Annotated in this window: 13 protein-coding genes and 1 pseudogene; 4 read left to right on the forward strand and 10 right to left on the reverse strand. The window is 54.4% G+C overall.

Features of this window, described 5'->3' with window-relative positions; all coding sequences use genetic code 11:
- Positions 1 to 220 precede the first annotated feature (220 nt).
- A pseudogene (gene abgT / locus HA51_RS18485) lies at positions 221 to 1,740 on the forward strand (p-aminobenzoyl-glutamate transporter).
- A 188-nt stretch (positions 1,741 to 1,928) separates the two neighbouring features.
- Positions 1,929 to 3,338: an MFS transporter gene (locus HA51_RS18490; RefSeq protein ID WP_084936061.1), complete on the forward strand. Its 1,410-nt coding sequence runs from the start codon at positions 1,929 to 1,931 to the stop codon at positions 3,336 to 3,338.
- A gap of 38 nt (positions 3,339 to 3,376) precedes the next feature.
- Here the strand turns inward: HA51_RS18490 and HA51_RS18495 are convergent, their stop codons facing one another.
- The 5 genes from HA51_RS18495 to HA51_RS18515 all read right to left on the reverse strand — a co-directional run bounded on the left by HA51_RS18495 (position 3,377) and on the right by HA51_RS18515 (position 9,159).
- Positions 3,377 to 3,862, reverse strand: a complete 486-nt coding sequence (locus HA51_RS18495) for a PIN domain-containing protein (RefSeq protein ID WP_084936062.1) — start codon at positions 3,860 to 3,862, stop codon at positions 3,377 to 3,379.
- Positions 3,843 to 4,910 (reverse strand): helix-turn-helix domain-containing protein, encoded by a 1,068-nt coding sequence (locus tag HA51_RS18500; protein ID WP_084936063.1) that lies wholly within the window; start codon positions 4,908 to 4,910, stop codon positions 3,843 to 3,845. The genes HA51_RS18495 and HA51_RS18500 overlap by 20 nt, the downstream gene beginning before the upstream one ends.
- Positions 4,911 to 5,306: 396 nt before the next feature.
- Entirely contained in the window at positions 5,307 to 6,626 is a 1,320-nt protein-coding gene (locus tag HA51_RS18505) for a c-type cytochrome (RefSeq protein WP_084936064.1), read from the reverse strand.
- An 11-nt stretch (positions 6,627 to 6,637) separates the two neighbouring features.
- Positions 6,638 to 8,422, reverse strand: a complete 1,785-nt coding sequence (locus tag HA51_RS18510) for a GMC family oxidoreductase (protein ID WP_084936065.1) — start codon at positions 8,420 to 8,422, stop codon at positions 6,638 to 6,640.
- Positions 8,423 to 8,424: 2 nt separating this feature from the next.
- Positions 8,425 to 9,159, reverse strand: coding sequence for a gluconate 2-dehydrogenase subunit 3 family protein (locus tag HA51_RS18515; protein ID WP_084936066.1), 735 nt, complete (start codon positions 9,157 to 9,159; stop codon positions 8,425 to 8,427).
- A 296-nt stretch (positions 9,160 to 9,455) separates the two neighbouring features.
- Here HA51_RS18515 and sbmA point away from each other — a divergent pair, with 296 nt between their 5' ends.
- Entirely contained in the window at positions 9,456 to 10,691 is a 1,236-nt protein-coding gene (gene sbmA, locus HA51_RS18520; RefSeq protein ID WP_084936067.1) for a peptide antibiotic transporter SbmA, read from the forward strand.
- A 168-nt stretch (positions 10,692 to 10,859) separates the two neighbouring features.
- Here the strand turns inward: sbmA and HA51_RS18525 are convergent, their stop codons facing one another.
- The 4 genes from HA51_RS18525 to HA51_RS18540 form a co-directional block, all read right to left on the reverse strand.
- A complete protein-coding gene (locus HA51_RS18525; RefSeq protein WP_084936068.1) occupies positions 10,860 to 12,500 on the reverse strand; it encodes a dihydroxyacetone kinase subunit DhaK in 1,641 nt (546 codons plus the stop codon).
- Between the two features lie 123 nt (positions 12,501 to 12,623).
- Positions 12,624 to 13,673, reverse strand: a complete 1,050-nt coding sequence (yncE, locus tag HA51_RS18530) for a 7-bladed beta-propeller protein YncE (RefSeq protein ID WP_084936069.1) — start codon at positions 13,671 to 13,673, stop codon at positions 12,624 to 12,626.
- Between the two features lie 215 nt (positions 13,674 to 13,888).
- A complete protein-coding gene (locus HA51_RS18535) occupies positions 13,889 to 14,098 on the reverse strand; it encodes a DUF1471 domain-containing protein (protein WP_084936070.1) in 210 nt (69 codons plus the stop codon).
- 293 nt (positions 14,099 to 14,391) lie between these two features.
- Positions 14,392 to 15,579, reverse strand: a complete 1,188-nt coding sequence (locus tag HA51_RS18540) for an MFS transporter (protein ID WP_084936071.1) — start codon at positions 15,577 to 15,579, stop codon at positions 14,392 to 14,394.
- Positions 15,580 to 15,682: 103 nt separating this feature from the next.
- Between HA51_RS18540 and HA51_RS18545 the strand changes: the two genes are divergently transcribed.
- Positions 15,683 to 16,633, forward strand: coding sequence for an AraC family transcriptional regulator (locus HA51_RS18545; protein WP_084936072.1), 951 nt, complete (start codon positions 15,683 to 15,685; stop codon positions 16,631 to 16,633).
- Here HA51_RS18545 and HA51_RS18550 read toward each other — a convergent pair.
- Positions 16,630 to 18,174, reverse strand: coding sequence for a methyl-accepting chemotaxis protein (locus HA51_RS18550; protein ID WP_084936073.1), 1,545 nt, complete (start codon positions 18,172 to 18,174; stop codon positions 16,630 to 16,632). The genes HA51_RS18545 and HA51_RS18550 overlap by 4 nt on opposite strands.
- Positions 18,175 to 18,306: the final 132 nt, after the last annotated feature.

Genomic DNA, 18,306 nt, shown 5'->3' on the forward strand with positions numbered 1-18,306 from the left:
CCGCAGATGCAGGGTTTACCGCAGATGCAGGGGTTACCGCAGATGCAGGGGTTTACCGCAGATGTAGGGGTTTACCGCAGATGCAGGGGTTTACCGCAGATGCAGGGTTTACCGCAGTTGTAGTGGGCGCATTTATGCGCCCAGAAATTTCTAAAACACTATAAAAATTACAGCCCCAACGCGGGCATGCAAATACAACAGACATGACGAGGATATACCGATGGAAGTAACCACGGAGAACCGCAGCCCAGGGAAGCTGTTTAGCTGGATTGAGCGTGTCGGCAATAAAGTACCCAACCCGTTCTTACTGTTTGTTTATTTGATCGTGGTGTTGATGGTGGCCACCGCCATTATCAGCGCCTTCGACCTGGCGGTAAAAAATCCCACCAACGGCGAGCTGGTGCGGGTCAACAACCTGCTGAGCGTGGCGGGGATTCAATGGATTCTGCCGAACATCATCAAAAACTTCAGCGGCTTCACGCCACTGGGTTCGATTCTGGCGCTGGTGATTGGTGCAGGCCTGGCGGAAAAAGTCGGTTTGCTGCAATCGCTGATGGTGAAGATGGCCTCTCGCGTCAGTCGTCGCTACGCCAGCTATATGGTGCTGTTTATCGCCTTCTTCAGCCATATCTCATCCGATGCCGCACTGGTGGTGATGCCGCCGCTGGGTGCGCTGATCTTCCTCGCCGTGGGTCGTCATCCGGTGGCGGGTTTGCTTGCTGCTATCGCTGGGGTGGCGTCGGGCTTTACCGCCAATCTACTGATCGTCACCACTGATGTGCTGCTTTCGGGCATCAGTACGGAAGCGGCGAAAGCAGTGAGCGATACCGTGCACGTCAGCGTGATCGATAACTGGTTCTTTATGGCCAGCTCGGTGATTGTGCTGACTATTGTCGGTGCACTGCTCACCGATAAGTTTGTCGAGCCGCGTCTTCCTGCGTGGAATGGGGGTAACAACGATCGCCTGCCGCCGCTGACTGCATTGGAAAACCGCGGCCTGAAAGCGGCCGGAATTGCCGCGCTGATCTTTATCGCGCTAATGGCGTTGTTAGTGGTGCCAGAACATGCGCCACTGCGTAACCCGAAAACCGGCGGCATCATTCCCTCGCCGTTTATTCAAGGGATAGTGCCGATCATCATCCTGTTCTTCTTTGTGGTGGCGATTGCCTATGGTGCGGTGACCAAACAGATTCGCCGCCCGGATGACATCCCACAACTGCTGGTCGATCCGATGAAGAGCATGGCGGGCTTTATTGTGATGGTGTTCCCGCTGTCGCAGTTTGTCGCGTTCTTCAACTGGAGCAACATGGGCAAGTTCATGGCGATCGGTCTGACCGATATGCTGGAGAGTGCCGGCATCAGCGGTGCGCCCGCGTTCCTGGGATTGATGTTCCTGTCGGCATTTTTGTGCATGTTTATCGCCAGCGGCTCGGCCATCTGGTCGATTCTGGCACCGGTATTCGTGCCGATGTTTATGCTGCTAGGCTTCCACCCGGCGTTTGCCAGATGATTTTCCGCATCGCGGATTCCGCCGTATTGCCACTGGCGCCGATGTCACCGTTCCTGCCACTGTTCCTCGGCTTCTTACAGCGATACCAAAAAGATGCGCAACTTGGCACCTATTATGTGCTGATCTTCCCATATCCGGTGGTGTTCTTTATCAGTTGGATCATCCTGCTGCTCGCGTGGTACGCACTCGGCCTGCCGATTGGCCCAGGCGTTTATCCCAGCCTGCACTAAACGCATCGCCATGGACGGCGATCACACTTCTGTGAACTGCAACGTAGATTGCGAAAATGTCACCGTTGCACCTCTCGGCAACCCACTGGGAATTGATTATTCTGCTATTCCTTCGCTTGCTAACGGTTAATTATTTTTAAAACCAATAAAACCGTGCGAGTTCTGCAAACACCGAGGTTTATCCAATAATGACAACAATCTCTTCGACAGGGATGGCGAACACTGGCATCCCAGCCGATCGCCGCACCTTAGCCTGGCGCATTGATGCACTCCCCTCTTCCACAGGCTTGTGGCGTTTTATTACGTTGCTGGCATTAGGTGGTTTCTTTGAGCTATACGATCTGTTTGAAACTGGTTATATCAGCTCGGGCCTATTGGCTGCTGGCGTGTTTCATACTGGCTCTGCGGGCGTATTCGGTTTCGCCGACCAAGCCGCTTTTGCTTCTGCCACTTTCTTAGGTCTGTTCTTCGGTGCCAGCTTACTTGCACCTTACGCCGACCGCTTTGGCCGTCGCCTGACCTTTATGTGTGCGCTGGCATGGTATGGCGTGTTTTCACTGCTGATGGCCTTTCAGCAGAGTGCGGAGATGATTATTCTGTTCCGCTTACTGGTCGGCATTGGTCTCGGCGTTGAGCTGGTAACCATCGACACCTATTTGTCCGAGTGGGTGCCTGCCCACTTGCGCAGCCGCGCCTTTGCGTTTTCGTTCTTTATCCAGTTCCTGTCGGTTCCCGCCGTGGCTTTAATGTCATGGTGGTTGGTGCCACAAACCATCTTGAGCCTTGAAGGCTGGCGCTGGGTGGTGATCGCCGGTGCAGTCTGTTCGCTGGTGATCTGGCTGATTCGTAAAAACCTGCCGGAATCGGCACGCTGGCTGGCGCAGCAGGGCCGTCATCAGGAAGCGCACAAGGTACTGAGTGAGATGGAGAAACGCTGCGGTATTGCACCGGGCGAAGATTTCTCGGAGCGTGATGCCGCCGCACAGCTGCCGAAAAAAGGGCGTTTCAGTGAGATCTGGGCCCCGGCTTACCGCAAGCGCACCCTGATGCTGGTGGTGATGAACTTCTTCCAGGCGATTGGCTTCTTTGGCTTCGGTAACTGGCTGCCTGCATTGTTATCGGGCAAAGGCGCCACCGTGACCCACAGTCTGTTGTATGCGTTCTTTATCACGCTGGCCTATCCGCTGGGCTCGCTGATTTGTAGCCGCTACGCCGACAAGATCGAAAACAAATGGCAGATCGTTCTGTCGTCACTGATGACGGTGGTGTTCGGCACGCTGTTCGCGCTGGTGACCAATCCCGTGCTGATGATCATCTGCGGTTTCCTGATTACCTACAGCAATGCATGGCTGACCTTCAGCTATCACGCCTATCAGACCGAGATTTTCCCGACCCACATTCGCGCGCGCGCAGTCGGTTTCTGCTACTCCTTCAGCCGCCTGTCGACGGTGTTCAGCAGTATTTTAATTGGCATTATTTTGCAGTACGCCGGCAGCGAAGGCGTGATCGCCTTTATCGTGCTGAGCATGCTGATGGTGATGCTGTCAGTGGGAATTTACGGTCCGAGGACGCGGGGACTGGATTTGGAAAATATTTGATCAATCAATTGCCCGTGGGCGGAAAATGTAGCCGCCCACTATTTCGCGAACTTGTCTAACTGCGTGAAGGCAATATCCCATGGCAAGCGCCTGCCACCGTCTCGCATCTGACAATAAGCTCGGCGCGCGCCATCCACCGTAATGATCTGGTGCCCAATCATTTCCTCGACCACCCAAAGCGTTCCACGAACATCTAAACCTTCTTCTTTCGCGACTCGATTAAGCGCTCTGTCACCGGTTAATAGCGGACAAGTCTCTTGCTTAGCCAGCGCTAACGCAAAACAATCATTTCGGCTTGGCCCACGCACGCGTTCAATGAGTTTTAGGGCGTACGTCATAGTGGTTGAGTTCAATTCTCCAATAACCAATCCTTTATCAAGCAAATCGGCATGGTGCGTTTCAAGCTCATCAAAATAGAGTAAATCTGGCACGGTAAATTGGTAAGGTAGTTCGAAGAGCGCATCTAACAAATCGCCCTCTTCCATATCAATTAAAATATTGGCATCACTGATGAGAATGATCATCCGACCACCCCAACTGTCGCTCACGATGGAAACTCACCAGTGAAACGCCCATTAACTCAGCCGCTTTACTTTCACTGATTATCCCTTCGCCTAATGCGCGATAAATTAACTGAGGAAAAAGCGTGGTGCTTTCACGCGCAATCTGTTCGCCAGGTTCCTGTTTACGCCATTTACGTACAGAGAACAGCATGATGATGTCTTTGCGTTTGCCCTCGGTTATCACTGCCAGATCGGCAGCGCGATACACGCAGGCCAGCATGCTCAGGCCATAATCCATTTTTTGCAGGTAAAGCTCTTGCACCTCAAGACGAGCACGCCGGTGACCAAAGTGCTGAAACACGGCACTCGCAGGGAAAAGCAAAGCCCCCGCAAAGCGATTACAGGCTTTTTCCTCATCAAGATGAGATGCAAGACGACCCTGTAAAATCAAATGCCCCAGTTCATGCGCCAGGGTAAAACGTTGGCGATCGCCAGGCCATTTTTCGGAAATAACGATGACAGGTATCGCGTCAATCATCGCCTGGCAACCATCAAACTTATCTGAGTGATCAACATCCGTGACGATCACCAGAATCCCATGGCTTTCCAGCACATCGATCAAGTGCGTGATGGGCTGCTGACCCAGTCCCCAATGTAGCCGAACGTGATCGGTAATCGTTTCAATCTGCTCATAGTTATCAACCTGCCCAGTGGGCAGATGAGGTTGAGCAAAAATGGGGACGGGAAAGTTAGGCCACAGATTGGCAAGTTCAAGCCACCGTTCAGCTTGATCGATCACATCAGCATGAATTCGAGCCAGCATTTTGGCGGGTAGCGTATGGCGTTTGCGGTACTCGATACTCTTGAGCTCTACCGTAGTAGGACGGAAAAAATATTCGTTACGCACGCCTAGCGCACGCGACATTTTCACCAGCACGGCAGACCCCGGCATACTTTCGTTATGCTCATATTTCTTGATCATGTTGGCGCTGACGCCCGCTTTCTCAGCCAACTGTTTCATGGAAAAGCCCGCAGCGGAGCGCGCGCGCAATAAGCGTTCTCCAAACATACTGACCTCCTCTTGGTTTATATAATCAATAAATTTTTCAATTTTATAAACCGGGATTATGTGCGCTTAGCAACGGACTTGCAACGAGAGCGATGAAAAACGAGACAGAGCTTGTAAGGGTTTAATTTTGATAAGGTGCGGAACACTATTATTGCAACGGTTCGTATGAATGCTGCACTTTTTCAGTGAGGTCGGTGAAACGATGCGCATGAATGCGCACTGCGGGAATTGGGTACAAGTTTGGATTTCGAGAATATTTGATGACTGCTCATTGTAGTTTCCCCTAATTGTTGGAATGGTATCCAACTTTCGGGGTTCACTTCATAAATTGCGCCGCTACTGGATCAGTGCGATCTGTAGCGGCGCGATTCATCGCGCTTTAAATGAAGTGTTGGCTTACTGCCCTTCCAGCACCTTAATATCTGCGCTGCCCTGCTTCGACTCGACCGCTTCATCCTTACGCAATTTCGCCACATCCTTCGCCGAAACAGTCGACTTCACGCCATTACCCCAGCTGCCACGGATAAAGTTCACGACATCCGCCACCTGGTTGTCGTTCAGGCGCCAGCCGAAGGCCGGCATGGTGATGGCTGACGGTGCGCCCTGCACGCCTGGCAGGGTGCCGCCTACCAGCACGATGTGGATCAGCGAGGTTGGATCGTCCGCCATGACGACAGGATTACCGCGCAGTGCCGGGTAGAAACGCTGATAGCCGCTGCCGTCAGTTTTATGACAGGCCGCACAGCTGTCGACATACACCGAGGCACCGGTCTGGCTGTCATCGCCCTTCCACAATGCTTTGGCAACGGCATCATCCTGGGTAAAGACCGTCTGGCTGGCATCCTTCGCACCCAGCGACTTCAGATACTTCGCAATGGCGCTGATATCTTCGTCGTTCAGGTACTGCAGGCTGTGCTGGACCACGTCGGTCATGCCACCAAACACGGCGGTGTGATCGTTGCGGCCATAGCGCAGGAACTGTTTCAGGTCATCTTCGCTCCAGCGGCCTAACCCATCGCGGTTATCGCCACGCAGATTGCTGGCAGTCCAGCCATCAATCGGTGCGCTGCTGCCCGAGAGATAGTCATTGCCTTCGCCGTTGGTCAGCGCTTTTTCCTGCATGGTGATACTACGTGGCGTATGGCAGGCACCACAGTGCCCCAGACCTTCCACCAGATAGCGACCGCGCGCCAGCGCCGGATCTTCCTTTGCTGCTGGCTGGAAGGCTTTCACGTCTGGTGCAAAGATGCCGCGCCAGATGGAGAGCGGCCAGCGCATCGACAGCGGCCAGGGAATATCGCTGTCTTTGTTAGCCTGCGAAACCGGCTGTACGCCATGCATAAAGTAGGCGTACAACGCCTGCATGTCCTCGTCGCTGACCACGGCATAAGACGGATAAGGCATCGCGGGATAGAGCGTATCGCCATTTTTCGCCACGCCATGACGCACCGCTTTCTGGAAATCGTCGTAGCTGTAATCACCTATACCGGTGGCTTTATCCGGGGTGATGTTAGTGGAGTAAATGGTGCCGATGGGTGTCGCCATCGGTAAACCACCGGCAAAGGGTTTGCCACCTGCGGTGCTGTGGCAGGCCACGCAGTCACCGGCGCGCGCCAGATACTCACCGCGCTTCACCAGTGCGTCAGAACCTGCTTCGTCCGCCACTGCGGCGAACGTCATCGTGCCCAGAAACAGGGCCAAAATGCTTTTGATCATCGCCGTGTTCCTTATGCCTGAACCAGAGGGCCGGGGCTCTTCAGATACTGTTCACGAATGGCTTTAGCTGACCAGTAGGTCAACGCTGCCACCATACCGGTTGGGTTATAGCCAAGGCCTTGCGGGAATGCCGATGCACCTGGCACAAACACATTGGACACATCCCAGCTCTGCAGGTAACGGTTCACTGCACTGGTTTTCGGGTCTTCACCCATGATCGCGCCACCGCTCATATGCGTGGTTTGATACACGGTAGTGTCAAAATGCGTGCCCTGTGCTTTCGCACCGCCGATGATCATTTTTGGGTTCATGGCTTCAGTAATCTTGCGCATCTTGCCGACCATAAACTGCGCCATCTTGATGTCGTTATCCTGCCAGTCAAAGGTCATACGCAGCAGCGGCTGGCCATAGACATCTTTGTAGTTCGGATCGAGATCGAGATAGTTGGCACGATAGGACTGGTGCGCGCCGTGTGCATCCATCGAAATATGATGGTTATAGGTATCCGCCACGGCCGATTTCCACTGACTGCCCCAGTTCGGCGTGCCCTTCGGCGTCGGCAGACCGGAGATCGGTTTGGTGCCCGCCTGGTTCACCCAGAACGGTGAGCCGCCGACGAAGCCATATGGCCCATGGTCGAAGTTATCGGCATTGAAGTCATCCACTGCCACGCCTGCACCGCCCGCCCCAATAAACGGATTGGTGGTGGTGTTCTTGTCGAACAGCGCTTTCAGGGTTGAGATGTTCTGATAGGCAAAGTTACGACCCACCACACCTTCGTTGCTGATCGGGTTATACGGCTTACCGATGCCTGACAGCAGCATCAGATGCACGTTGTGGAACTGGAACGCCGCGAGGATCACCAGATCCGCCGGCTGTACCACTTCACGACCCTGGCCATCCTGATAGGTCACGCCGGTGGCGCGTTTCTTGTCATCGGTGAGGTTGACGCGCAGTACGTAGGAATTGTTACGCAGTTCGAACTTCGGCTCCTGACGCAGTGCAGGCAGGATATTCACGTTCGGCGACGCTTTGGAGTACATGTAGCAGGCATAACCGCTGCAGTATCCGCAGAAGTTACACGGCCCCATCTGCGCGCCGTACGTGTTGGTGTACGGACCCGATGTGTTGGCAGAGGGCATATCGTAGGGATGATAACCCACTGACTCAGCGGCCTGCGCGAACAGCTGTGCCGAGTAGGTACGCTTCTGCGCGGGCAGTGGGAAATCAGTCGAACGATCCGGCGCGTAAGGGTTACCGCCTTTCTCTTTGCCCTGTAGCTGACCTTTAACCGACCAGGCGCTACCGGAAGTACCAAACACTTTCTCGGCCTGATCAAAGAACGGCTCCAGCTCAGCATAGTTGACGCCGAAATCCTGAATTGTCATGCCTTCCGGGATGAAGTTTTTACCGTAGCGCTGCTCGTAATGGCTGCGCAGGTTCAGCTCCACCGGATCGACGCGGAAATGCACGCCTGACCAGTGCAGGCCAGCACCGCCGGTGCCGGTGCCCGGCAGAAACGCGGCCAGCTGGCGATACGGCACCGCAGTTTGCGAGGCATCGTGACGAATGGTGACGGTGCTTTTCGACAGATCCTGGAACAGCTTTTTACGGATGTTATAGGTCAGTTCATCAATCGACTGCGGGTAAGATCCATCGGGATAGGTATCACGATGCGGGCCGCGCTCCAACGCCACCACATTCAGACCGGCTTCGGTCAGCTCTTTCGCCATAATCGCCCCGGCCCAGCCGAAACCGACGATCACCGCGTCTACTTTTTTCAATTCATTTGCCACGGTTACGCCCTCTCCCCGCGAATATCCACTGACGGGAACGGATAACGTTCACCGCGCTCTACCCAATCCATAAAGTCGGCACGTGCGCCTGGGAAGCCAATCAGCTTCCAGCCCACCATGCCCTGGTTACCACCGTGGATCGGATCGCTGAAGTAACCCTCGCGGGTGTTCTGCAGCAGGAAGGAGAAGAAGGTTTTGGCCGCCAGCTGTGGGAATTGCGCCTGGCCGCTTTCAAAAGCGGTCAGTAACGCATCCTGCTGCTCGCCGGTTAATTCAGCGAACACTTTGCCGTGCTGTTTTTTGCTCCAGCCATCGGCATCGGCAAGGCCCAGACGATAGATCTGCTGCGGCACCAGCGGAGACTGATAACCCAGCTCTTTAGGCAGATCCGGGTTGAACGGCCCCTGCATGTACCAGTTGCTGCCGGTGGCGTACGGCGTGTTCATTTGACGATCGATAAACTCCGGCACACCGGCTTCCAGCGCGCCAGGACCGCGTTCATCATTGGGGATCAGGCGCGCCACTGCCGCAGTGATAAAGGCGAACTCTTCCGCCGTGAACCAGGTGGGCTGGTAATCACGAGCCTGATGAGGTGCTACGGGTTGCTCTGCTGCTCCAGCGGCCATTGGCACCACCAGTGCGCCCATCGCCGAACCGCCAACGGCCATTGCTGGCGCCAGGGTGATGGTTCTCAGCAGAAAATCCCTGCGACTGTGACCATTTTTTTGTTCTGACATGACATTGCCTCAGTACCGCATGTAATGCGGTATGAAAGTTAATGGGTTGCTTTGTATTGTTTTTTTATTCGTGGCTTAAGGGATACAGCGTCACTGTTACCGGTAACAGTAGGCGTAGTGTAACACCTTCACTGTTAATAATTTAGTTTCTGGATACAAATGCGCACAAAATACTTAACAACTGAATGTGTCGATTTACATAACTGCGCCGATGCTGTCATTGTCAGATACAACCTACAAAAGACAGAGTGATGCCTGACGCGGTATAAAAGAGTACACACAACAGTGGAGCACCTATGTTTAAGTCCTATTTTCCGCGGCCAGCACTATTTTTCAGCTCGGCAGCGATTTGGAGTTTGATTGCGATTTTCGCCTGGTTCGGCTTTTTCAATGATTTTCCTGCCAGGTTCCTAGCATTACAGGCTGCGATGCAGCAACCGTTGCCTACCAATGCCATGCGCTTTATCCATGCGAGCCAACTGTGGTTCTACGCCTATTACTGGATCGTGGCGGGTCTGTTCGCGCTGGCATGGCGCGTGATCGATAATCACCCTTGGCAACGTTGGTCAGTATGGGGAGCGGCACTGATCATCTTTATCACCTGGTTTGGTGTGCAGGTCAGCGTGGCGATCAATGCCTGGTATAACCCGTTTGGTGACATGATTCAGAAAGCGCTCAGCAAACCCAACGCTGTCACTATTGATGAGTTTTACCGTCAAATCACCGCGTTTTTAGGTATCGCATTGATTGCCGTCGTCGTGGGTGTGATGAGCGCATTTTTCATCAGTCATTGGGTATTCCGCTGGCGTACCGCAATGAATAACTACTACATGCACAACTGGCAGCGCCTGCGTCATGTTGAAGGTGCAGCACAGCGTGTGCAGGAAGACACCATGCGTTTTGCCAGTACGCTGGAAGACTGGGGCGTGAGTTTCATTCAGGCGATCATGACGTTGGTGGCGTTTCTGCCCGTGCTGGTGGCGCTTTCGCCGCATGTTAAAGAGGTGCCTATTTTAGGCAGTATTCCTTATGCACTGGTGATTGCCGCGTTGGTCTGGTCGATTTTTGGTACCGGCCTGTTAGCGCTGGTGGGGATCAAACTGCCGGGATTGGAATTCCGTAATCAGAAGGTGGAAGCTGCCTACCGTAAAGAGTTGGTCTATGGTGAAGATCACAACGATCGCGCCACCCCTCCTACCGTTGCCGAACTGTTTAGCCGTGTGCGCTATAACTACTTCCGTCTCTATTTCCATTACCTGTATTTCAACATCACTCGTATTCTCTACCTGCAAGTAGACAATGTCGTTGGGCTGTTCTTACTGCTTCCTTCGATTGTCGCCGCGTCGATTACGCTGGGTTTAATGAACCAGATTACTAACGTGTTTGACCAGGTTCGTTCGTCATTCCAATACCTGATCACTTCATGGTCTACGCTGGTTGAATTGATGTCGATTTACAAACGTCTACGCAGCTTTGAGCAGATTCTGGCGGATATTCCGCATGATGAGATGATGCGCGAGTCGGCTGAGTAAGCCTGTGTTTTAGCGGCGAAATTTAATGCGCATCTGTCAGCGGTAACATCGCTTCAGGTGCGCGCGATAAATCGCGCCGCTATCATCATGCGTAGGGGGAGCCTTGGCGCGGCCTGTAGGCCGCACCTGACAACTGCATGAAGTTGCATGCTGTTAGAACAGCAACAATCAACCTGCCAGCACCGCAAATACCTTCTCAATCGCATACGCGCCCGGATCTTTGACACCGTTCAGACTCTGCTGATTCAGATACGCTGAGCGACCCGCTTTGGCGCTCTGCATTTGCGCCGTGGCATCCGCACCCTGCTGCGCCGCTTTGGCTGCGGCGGCCAATGACTCACCTGCTACCAAGGCTTCCAGCGCCGGTTGCAGCGCATCGACTAATGTACGATGTCCCGGCTGTGCGCCGCCGTAATGCTTCATACGTTCCAGGCCGTGCATCAACGCCTGTGGCAGTTCACTGCCCTCTTCCAGCTGTTGACCCGCACTGGTGAACAGAATCGACATCAATACGCCACTCGATCCGCCCATCACCGTGGCCAGCTGCTCACCAATCAGCGCCATTAACGTCGGCAACTCATCCAGCGGTAATTGCTTGTCGCGCAAGCCGCGCTGGATCTTCTTCGCGCCCGCCGCAAAGGTTGATCCGGTATCGCCATCACCCACCTTGGCATCCAGCGCATTCAGCTCGCTCTCCAGATCGATCAGCGTCTGCGTCACGCGCTCCACCGTCTCCGCCACTTCAGCGTTATCGGAAGGATCGAAATCCAGCACGCTGCCCACTTTCTCGGCGCTCTGCAAACTGATCGGCGCGAAGTCATACACCGGCACCCAGCCCAATACCTGCACCGGCGCATTGAGCGCTTCAAGAAATGGCGCTTCCAGTGCCAGCAGCGACAGCGAGAAGCCCTTCATATCCAGCGCACTGACCAGCGTGGCTGGGCCAATCAGATGGGTGATGCGCGCCGCCAGCGGTGATTGCAAGACTTCACGCGCCAATACCGCCAGCTCCAGCTGTGAAAATCCGCCGAGGTTGTTGATCAGAAGCAGGGCCTGCTTGCCGTCGGGCAGCGCCTGCGCCAGTTTATCCGTCATGATGCTGGTGATTTTACGGCTGTTTTGCGTATCCAGCGTGATGACACCCGGTTCACCGTGGATGCCCATGCCCAGTTCGCTATGGCCCGCTTCGACGCGTTCATCGCGCTTTTCGCCAGGAATATGGCAGGTCGCAAACGCCAGCCCAATCGACGAGGTGGCATCAATGGCGCGCTGCGCCAGTGCTTTAACCTCATCCAGTGTTTGCCCCTGCTCAGCAGCAAAACCGGCAATTTTGTGCACCAGCACGGTCCCAGCAATGCCGCGCGGCTGCGGATTTTCTGGCAGCGCGATGTCATCCTGCACCATCACCAATTCGACGTTATAGCCGAGGTTTTTCGCCTTCTCGGCCGCCAACCCGAAATTAAGACGGTCGCCGGTGTAGTTCTTCACAATCAACAAACAGCCGGCATCACCGGTGACATTGATGATGGCATTGAGTACCGCATCCACGCTCGGCGAGGCAAAGATATCGCCACATACCGCCGCCGTTAACATGCCTTTGCCAACAAAGCCCGCGTGGGCTGGCTCATGGCCCGACCCGCCGCCAGAAATCAGTGCGACTTTGCTTTTATCCCAATCTGAACGCACCACCACGCGGATCTCATCACCAAGATCGAGGCGGCGCAGATTGTGCCACGGCGTGCTCAGCAAAACCCCTTCGATGGCTTCGTTCACCAGATCGTTTTTCTCATGCATAAAAAACTGGCTCATTGCTTCCTCTCCATTGGTGTTGTCGAGGTAAAAGGTAGCGTATATCGCGGTGCAAGCGGGGAAGGAAAGTGCGGAAATGCAAAGGGCGACACATGTCGCCCTTGAGTTTCAGATAACTGCTGCTTACAGCGCGATGCGCAGTACGCTATCTGGATTTTTTGGTGGTTCTTTACGTGAACCCGGCTGCTTCACACTAACAAACAGCGTTTTACCGTCTGCTGACAGCGCCAGGCTGTTTGGCAGGCCAGGTGCTTTTACAGTGCGTTTCACTTTATAGGTGCTGGCGTCAATGATGCTGATTTCGCCCGCTTTGCGATGGGTCACGTAAAGCTCGTTGCGATCCGCATTGAAAAGCACTGCCAGAGATTCTGGCACATCAATCTTGTGAATCACCTGCTGAGTGCGGGAATCCAGCACCAGTACCTGAGGCTGTTTAGAGTCGCTCAGGAAGATGCGATGGCCTTGGGTATCCAGCGCGATATTCAGGAAGAAGTGATCTTTGTCGCCATCAATTTTCTGACGTTTTTCAATCGCGTTGAGACGCGTATTGATGGTCACCAATTCGCCATCGGCGTTAGTCACATACAATTTCTGCGCCGCAGAATCGATAGCCAAACCGGTGCCCATTTTACCCGTGTTCGGTACGGTGCTGACCAGCTTCAGGGTTTTGCCATCCACCACCCACACCACGCTCTGCTCACCGAGACCGGTGACATACACGCGGTCGGTTGCCGCATCGGCTGCCACTTCACGCGGCTGCAGTGGGCGGACAGTTTCGCTGCGTTGACGCGCATCCAGCACCAGCGTGTTCAGTACTTTACCGCTGCTGGCATCGACCGAGGTCAGCGCCGCATCACGGGTATTACCAAAGAACAGCGTGTTGGTTTTCTGGTTAATCGCGGCGCCAAAGGTCGGCAGATCGGTATTGATGGTCTGCTTCACCGACAGATCCTGCGGATCGAGACGATAAACGGTGCCGCCTTTGCTGCTGGCGTTTTGCGCCGTGGCGAGGAACAGCGCGTTATCGCTGTTGCTAAACGCCAGTTCGTAAGCCCCTTTGGAAATCACCTGATTTAATGGCTGGGATTCAGCCGCCAGCACCGCAGAGGAAGATAACAGCGCCGTTGCCAGCAGCAGTGGGCGCAGCGCCCATGTTGTTTTAATCGCTTTCATAACTTCTCCATAGCAAATCCACCGCCTCATGGCAGTGAAGTGAAAGCTCGACAGTGCAACCAATTTTATAAAGACAGCCCGAGGCGAGCTGACGAAGGATGATTTTTTTTGAGAATAGTAATCATTTAGAGGGGAAAGTGACAGGTTTTTATCAAGTTACCAACGCCGCCAGGGCGCCCTAAGGCACCCTGTCAGCACAGAACGTTAACGCAGACTTATTTGGTCAACTCGGCAGTCATGTGCACGCCGTTGTTGAAGTTGGCTTCAGTCACTTTATAGGAAGTACCAGCTTTGTGCGCCTGAGCAGCGATTTGCGCTTCTGCGCCATCGATGGTGGTATCAGTAGCGGTGATGCTTTGCGCGAAGCTAGCGAATGGCAGAGCGGTAAGAGCAATTACAGCAGCAAAAGTTTTGATAGATTTCATGGTCAATTCCTCAGTCAATGTTTTATCAGGTAAGGCTTAATCGCCTTGTTGAGATAAATAATAGGCTGATAATCGATCAGTAAAAAGCGGAGAGATTTGCTTATGTCATTCGATTAATTTGAACAATAAAAGCACATTTAGATTAACATCTGCGCAAAGGGTTAAAAAACCAAGTTTTGATTGAAAGGCAGGATTTATGGCTGTGATAGAGAGAATGAAAAAGGTCACCCTAAAAGGGTGACCTCTGGTGCTCAGTGCATTCTTGTAAGGGCGGTATTCATGCCGCCCAAGCTTTAACCGTGATGCCTGACGCGCGTGAAAATGGTGATAGCCGCTAACAACATCAGCACACCGCTGGCGAGGAACACGCCGCCCGCGCCTTGCAGGTCAAACATCCAGCCACCTGCGGCTGCACCGGCAGTGATCGCCAACTGAATCGTCGCTACCAGCAAACCGCCCCCCGACTCTGCATCATCAGGCACCGCACGGGAAATCCACGTTGACCAGCCGGTTGGCATCGAACCAAACGCCAAGCCCCACATCGCCACGCCCACGGCCACCAGCCATGACACATTTCCAAAACTCACCAGCAACACCGCCGTCACGCTCATCACCAACGCCATACCGGTTAACGTCAGCGATACGCTGCGCGTCACCAGATAGCCCGCCAGCGACGTGCCGAAGAAGTTCGCCACGCCAAACGCCAGCAGCACCAGCGACAGTTGATTCACATTGAGCTGCGCGCTGCCCTCAAGGAACGGACGCAGATAGGTAAAGAAGGCGAAATGTCCGGTGAACATCATGATCACCGCTAACATGCCCCAACGCATCAATCCGTTACGCAACAGATCCAACACGCCACCGCTGCGCGCTTTGTTTTCTGGCGGCATCGCTGGCAAGGTGAAGAACTGCCATAACAGCGCCAACACGCCCAGCGCTGAGGTCAGCATGAAAATGTTACGCCAGCCAATCATGCCGCCCAGATAGCTGCCTAACGGCGCGGCGATGATGGTTGCCAATGAAATACCGCTAAACACAATCGACAGCGCTTTTGGCACCTGATCGCTCGGTACCAAACGCATGGTAATCGCGGTTGAGAGCGTCCAGAAGCCGCCAATCGCTACGCCGAGCAGCACGCGCGCTAGCAAAATCATCGGCAGGTTTTCCGCAAACGCCACCAGCAGCGCCGAAGCGATCAGCAGTAGCGTAAAGCCCAGCATCACATTGCGACGATCCAGCTGACGCGTGACATTGCCGATCACCAGGCTGGTGAGCAACGCCACTAGCGCGGTCACCGTGACGGTTTGTCCGGCTTGCCCTTCACTGATGCGCAGTGAGTCGGCAATCGGCGTCAACAAACTCACCGGCAGGAATTCGGCGGTAATCAAGCCAAACACGCCAAATGCCATGGCAAACACCGCACCCCATGCGGGTTTATCCACCGCTACACTTGTTTCGACCACTTCAGTATCCAGACTCATTTGCGATCCCCATCACAAAAATTCAAGTTGTAAGCATAGAGAGACTTGCCAAGACGATCTATGATACAAAAACTTTGTTATTTGATTATTCGTCTGGATTCGTATGAGCCGCTATGAAGATCTGACCAGTGAGTTGCTGATGGGCATGCGCCTTTACGGCGTGAAATACCAGCGCATTGCGCTGCATGCGCCTTTTGGTTTGCAGTACGAACATGCGCCAGGCCGCGCGCAGCTGCATTTTGTTGGGCACGGATCGCTACTGGTACGCTCGGCATCTGGGACGATCTATAAGCTGCAAGCTGGCGATGCACTGCTGATTCCGCACGGCAAAACCCATGCGCTGATCTCTTCTGAAGACGCCATCTGCGAACCGATTACCACCTTCAACAGCAAACCGATCTGCGGCAGCGTGTGCGCCATCGATGACAGCAACGAAATCTGTACCGATAACGCAGATGTAATTTTATTCAGCGCCTGTATGGCATTTGAACTTGGCGGCATGCAGCCGCTGGTGCACACCATGCCAGACGTGATGCTGGTCAGTACCTTGTTGGCGCAATACCCGGAAATTAAACCGATTCTCGATGCGATGGAACGCGAAACGCGTCAGCGTAAAGCCGGTTTCGCGGGGATTTTGTCGCGTTTAGCGGATGTGGTGGCCGCACAAATTGTGCGCGGCTGGGTGGAAAACGGCTGCGGTAAAGGCAGTGGATTGGTGCAGGCGCTGCGCGATCCCCGTCTTAGTCAGGCAATGGCAGCGATGCACCGCGCGCCCGGGGAGAACTGGACGGTAGAACGGTTGGCGCGCGAATCTGGCAGTTCGCGTTCAGTGTTTGCCGCCCGCTTCCAGAGCGCCACCGGTATGACGCCGCTGCGCTATCTCACGGAGTTACGGATGAGGCTGGCAGTGGAACGCATTGTTAATGAGGGCGAAGCGGTGGAAAGCGTCGCCTTCCACCTCGGTTACGGTTCGCTGGCGGCTTTTAGCCGTGCCTTTAAGCGGATTGTCGGGACACCACCCGGCGCGTTACGTGCCGCACGCGAAACGCTTTAACGGAACACGCTGATCGCTTCGACCAAGCGGTTGGCCTGTCGCGCCATACGGCCCGAAGCCTCGGCGCTCTCCGCTACGCGAGCCGCATTTTGATGCGTGATGTCGTCGAGATCTTCTACCGCCGTGCTGACTTCGCTCAGTGCAATGGATTGCTCCGCGGTAGCAGAACTGATTTGCGCAATCAGCGCCGTCACATTCTGCACCTGCCCGACAATTTCTTGCATGGTGCGTCCAGCCGCATCGGCATGATCGCTGCCTGACTGCACGCGGCTGGCGCTGGTTTCTACCAGCGTTTTGATTTCGCTGGCGGCTTTGGCACTGCGCTGTGCCAGGCTACGTACCTCACCCGCCACCACGGCAAAACCTTTGCCTTGCTCCCCCGCACGCGCGGCTTCTACCGCCGCATTCAGTGCCAGAATATTGGTCTGGAACGCAATACTGTCGATCACGCTGGTGATGTTGGCGATACGCTTCGAACTGTCGGCGATCTCCGCCATCATCCCGACCATCTCTTGCACCACCTCGCCCCCTTTAATCGCCGCGTGGCTGGTGTTTTCTGACAGGTCATTCACTTCGCTGGCGGTATCGGTGTTGCTTTTCACCGTGGCGGTCATTTCATTCATGGTGGCAGCGGTTTGCTGCACGTTGGCGGCGGCCTGCTCGGTGCGACGGCTCAACTCATCGTTGCTGCGGGCAATTGCATCACTGGCGCTCAGTACGTTGATCGCCTGGCCGCTGACATCATCCACCAGCCAGCGGAACATCAGCCCCAACTGACCGATAGCACGCAGCGTGATCCCGATTTCATCGACGCGATCCAATTGATCCACTTTATGGCTGGCACCCGTCGCGACACTTAACGCCTGACGGCAGATTCGCTCCATCGGGCGCGAAATTTGCTGCTCCAGCCACAAACTCGCTAACAGCAACAACACGGCCATGCCACCGGCAAAGCAACCGAGTTGCATCGTGTTCAAGCCCAGTAGCCACACACCTGCGACCGACAAAGGCAGTAACGCTATTAAGGGTGAGCGAATACGCCAACGCAGCGGCATGGTTTTCAGCAGTGAACCCAAACGACGCCAGCCGGTGCCAATCAGCAGGCCTTTATGGAAACGACGCCCTTTAGCACGTCCTTCGCGGAAATCACGGTACAGCGCTTCGGTCTGACGAATCTCTTCGGCTGAGGGTTTGGTACGTACCGACATAAAGCCCTGAACGTTGCCATCACGTACCACCGGAATGGCATTGGCTCGGACCCAATAGTGATCGCCGTTCTTACGACGGTTTTTCACCAGGGCGGTCCAAGGTTCACCTTGTTTCAGCGTTGACCACATATCGGCGAAAGCTTCCGGCGGCATATCCGGGTGACGCACCATATTATGCGGTTGACCATTCACCTCCTCCGGGCTAAACCCACTGACCTCAATGAAAGCATCGTTGGCGTAGGTGATATAGCTGTTGAGATCGGTGGTCGACATCAGCGTGGCATCATCTTCAAAAATGAATTCGCGCTGAGTGATAGGCTGGTTGTTCCGCATGTGTGTGGTCCTTGCAAGATGCAGGCTAAAGGAAAAATCAATTACACTTTTTTACCTTTTCGGCAGCAGAGCTGGCTGGCTTTAGCTCGAAGAATTAATTTTTATCCTGAATTAAAGCCATGATGAACAATA

Origin of the sequence: Pantoea rwandensis, assembly GCF_002095475.1 — a bacterium.
GTDB classification, from domain to species: Bacteria; Pseudomonadota; Gammaproteobacteria; order Enterobacterales; family Enterobacteriaceae; genus Pantoea; species Pantoea rwandensis.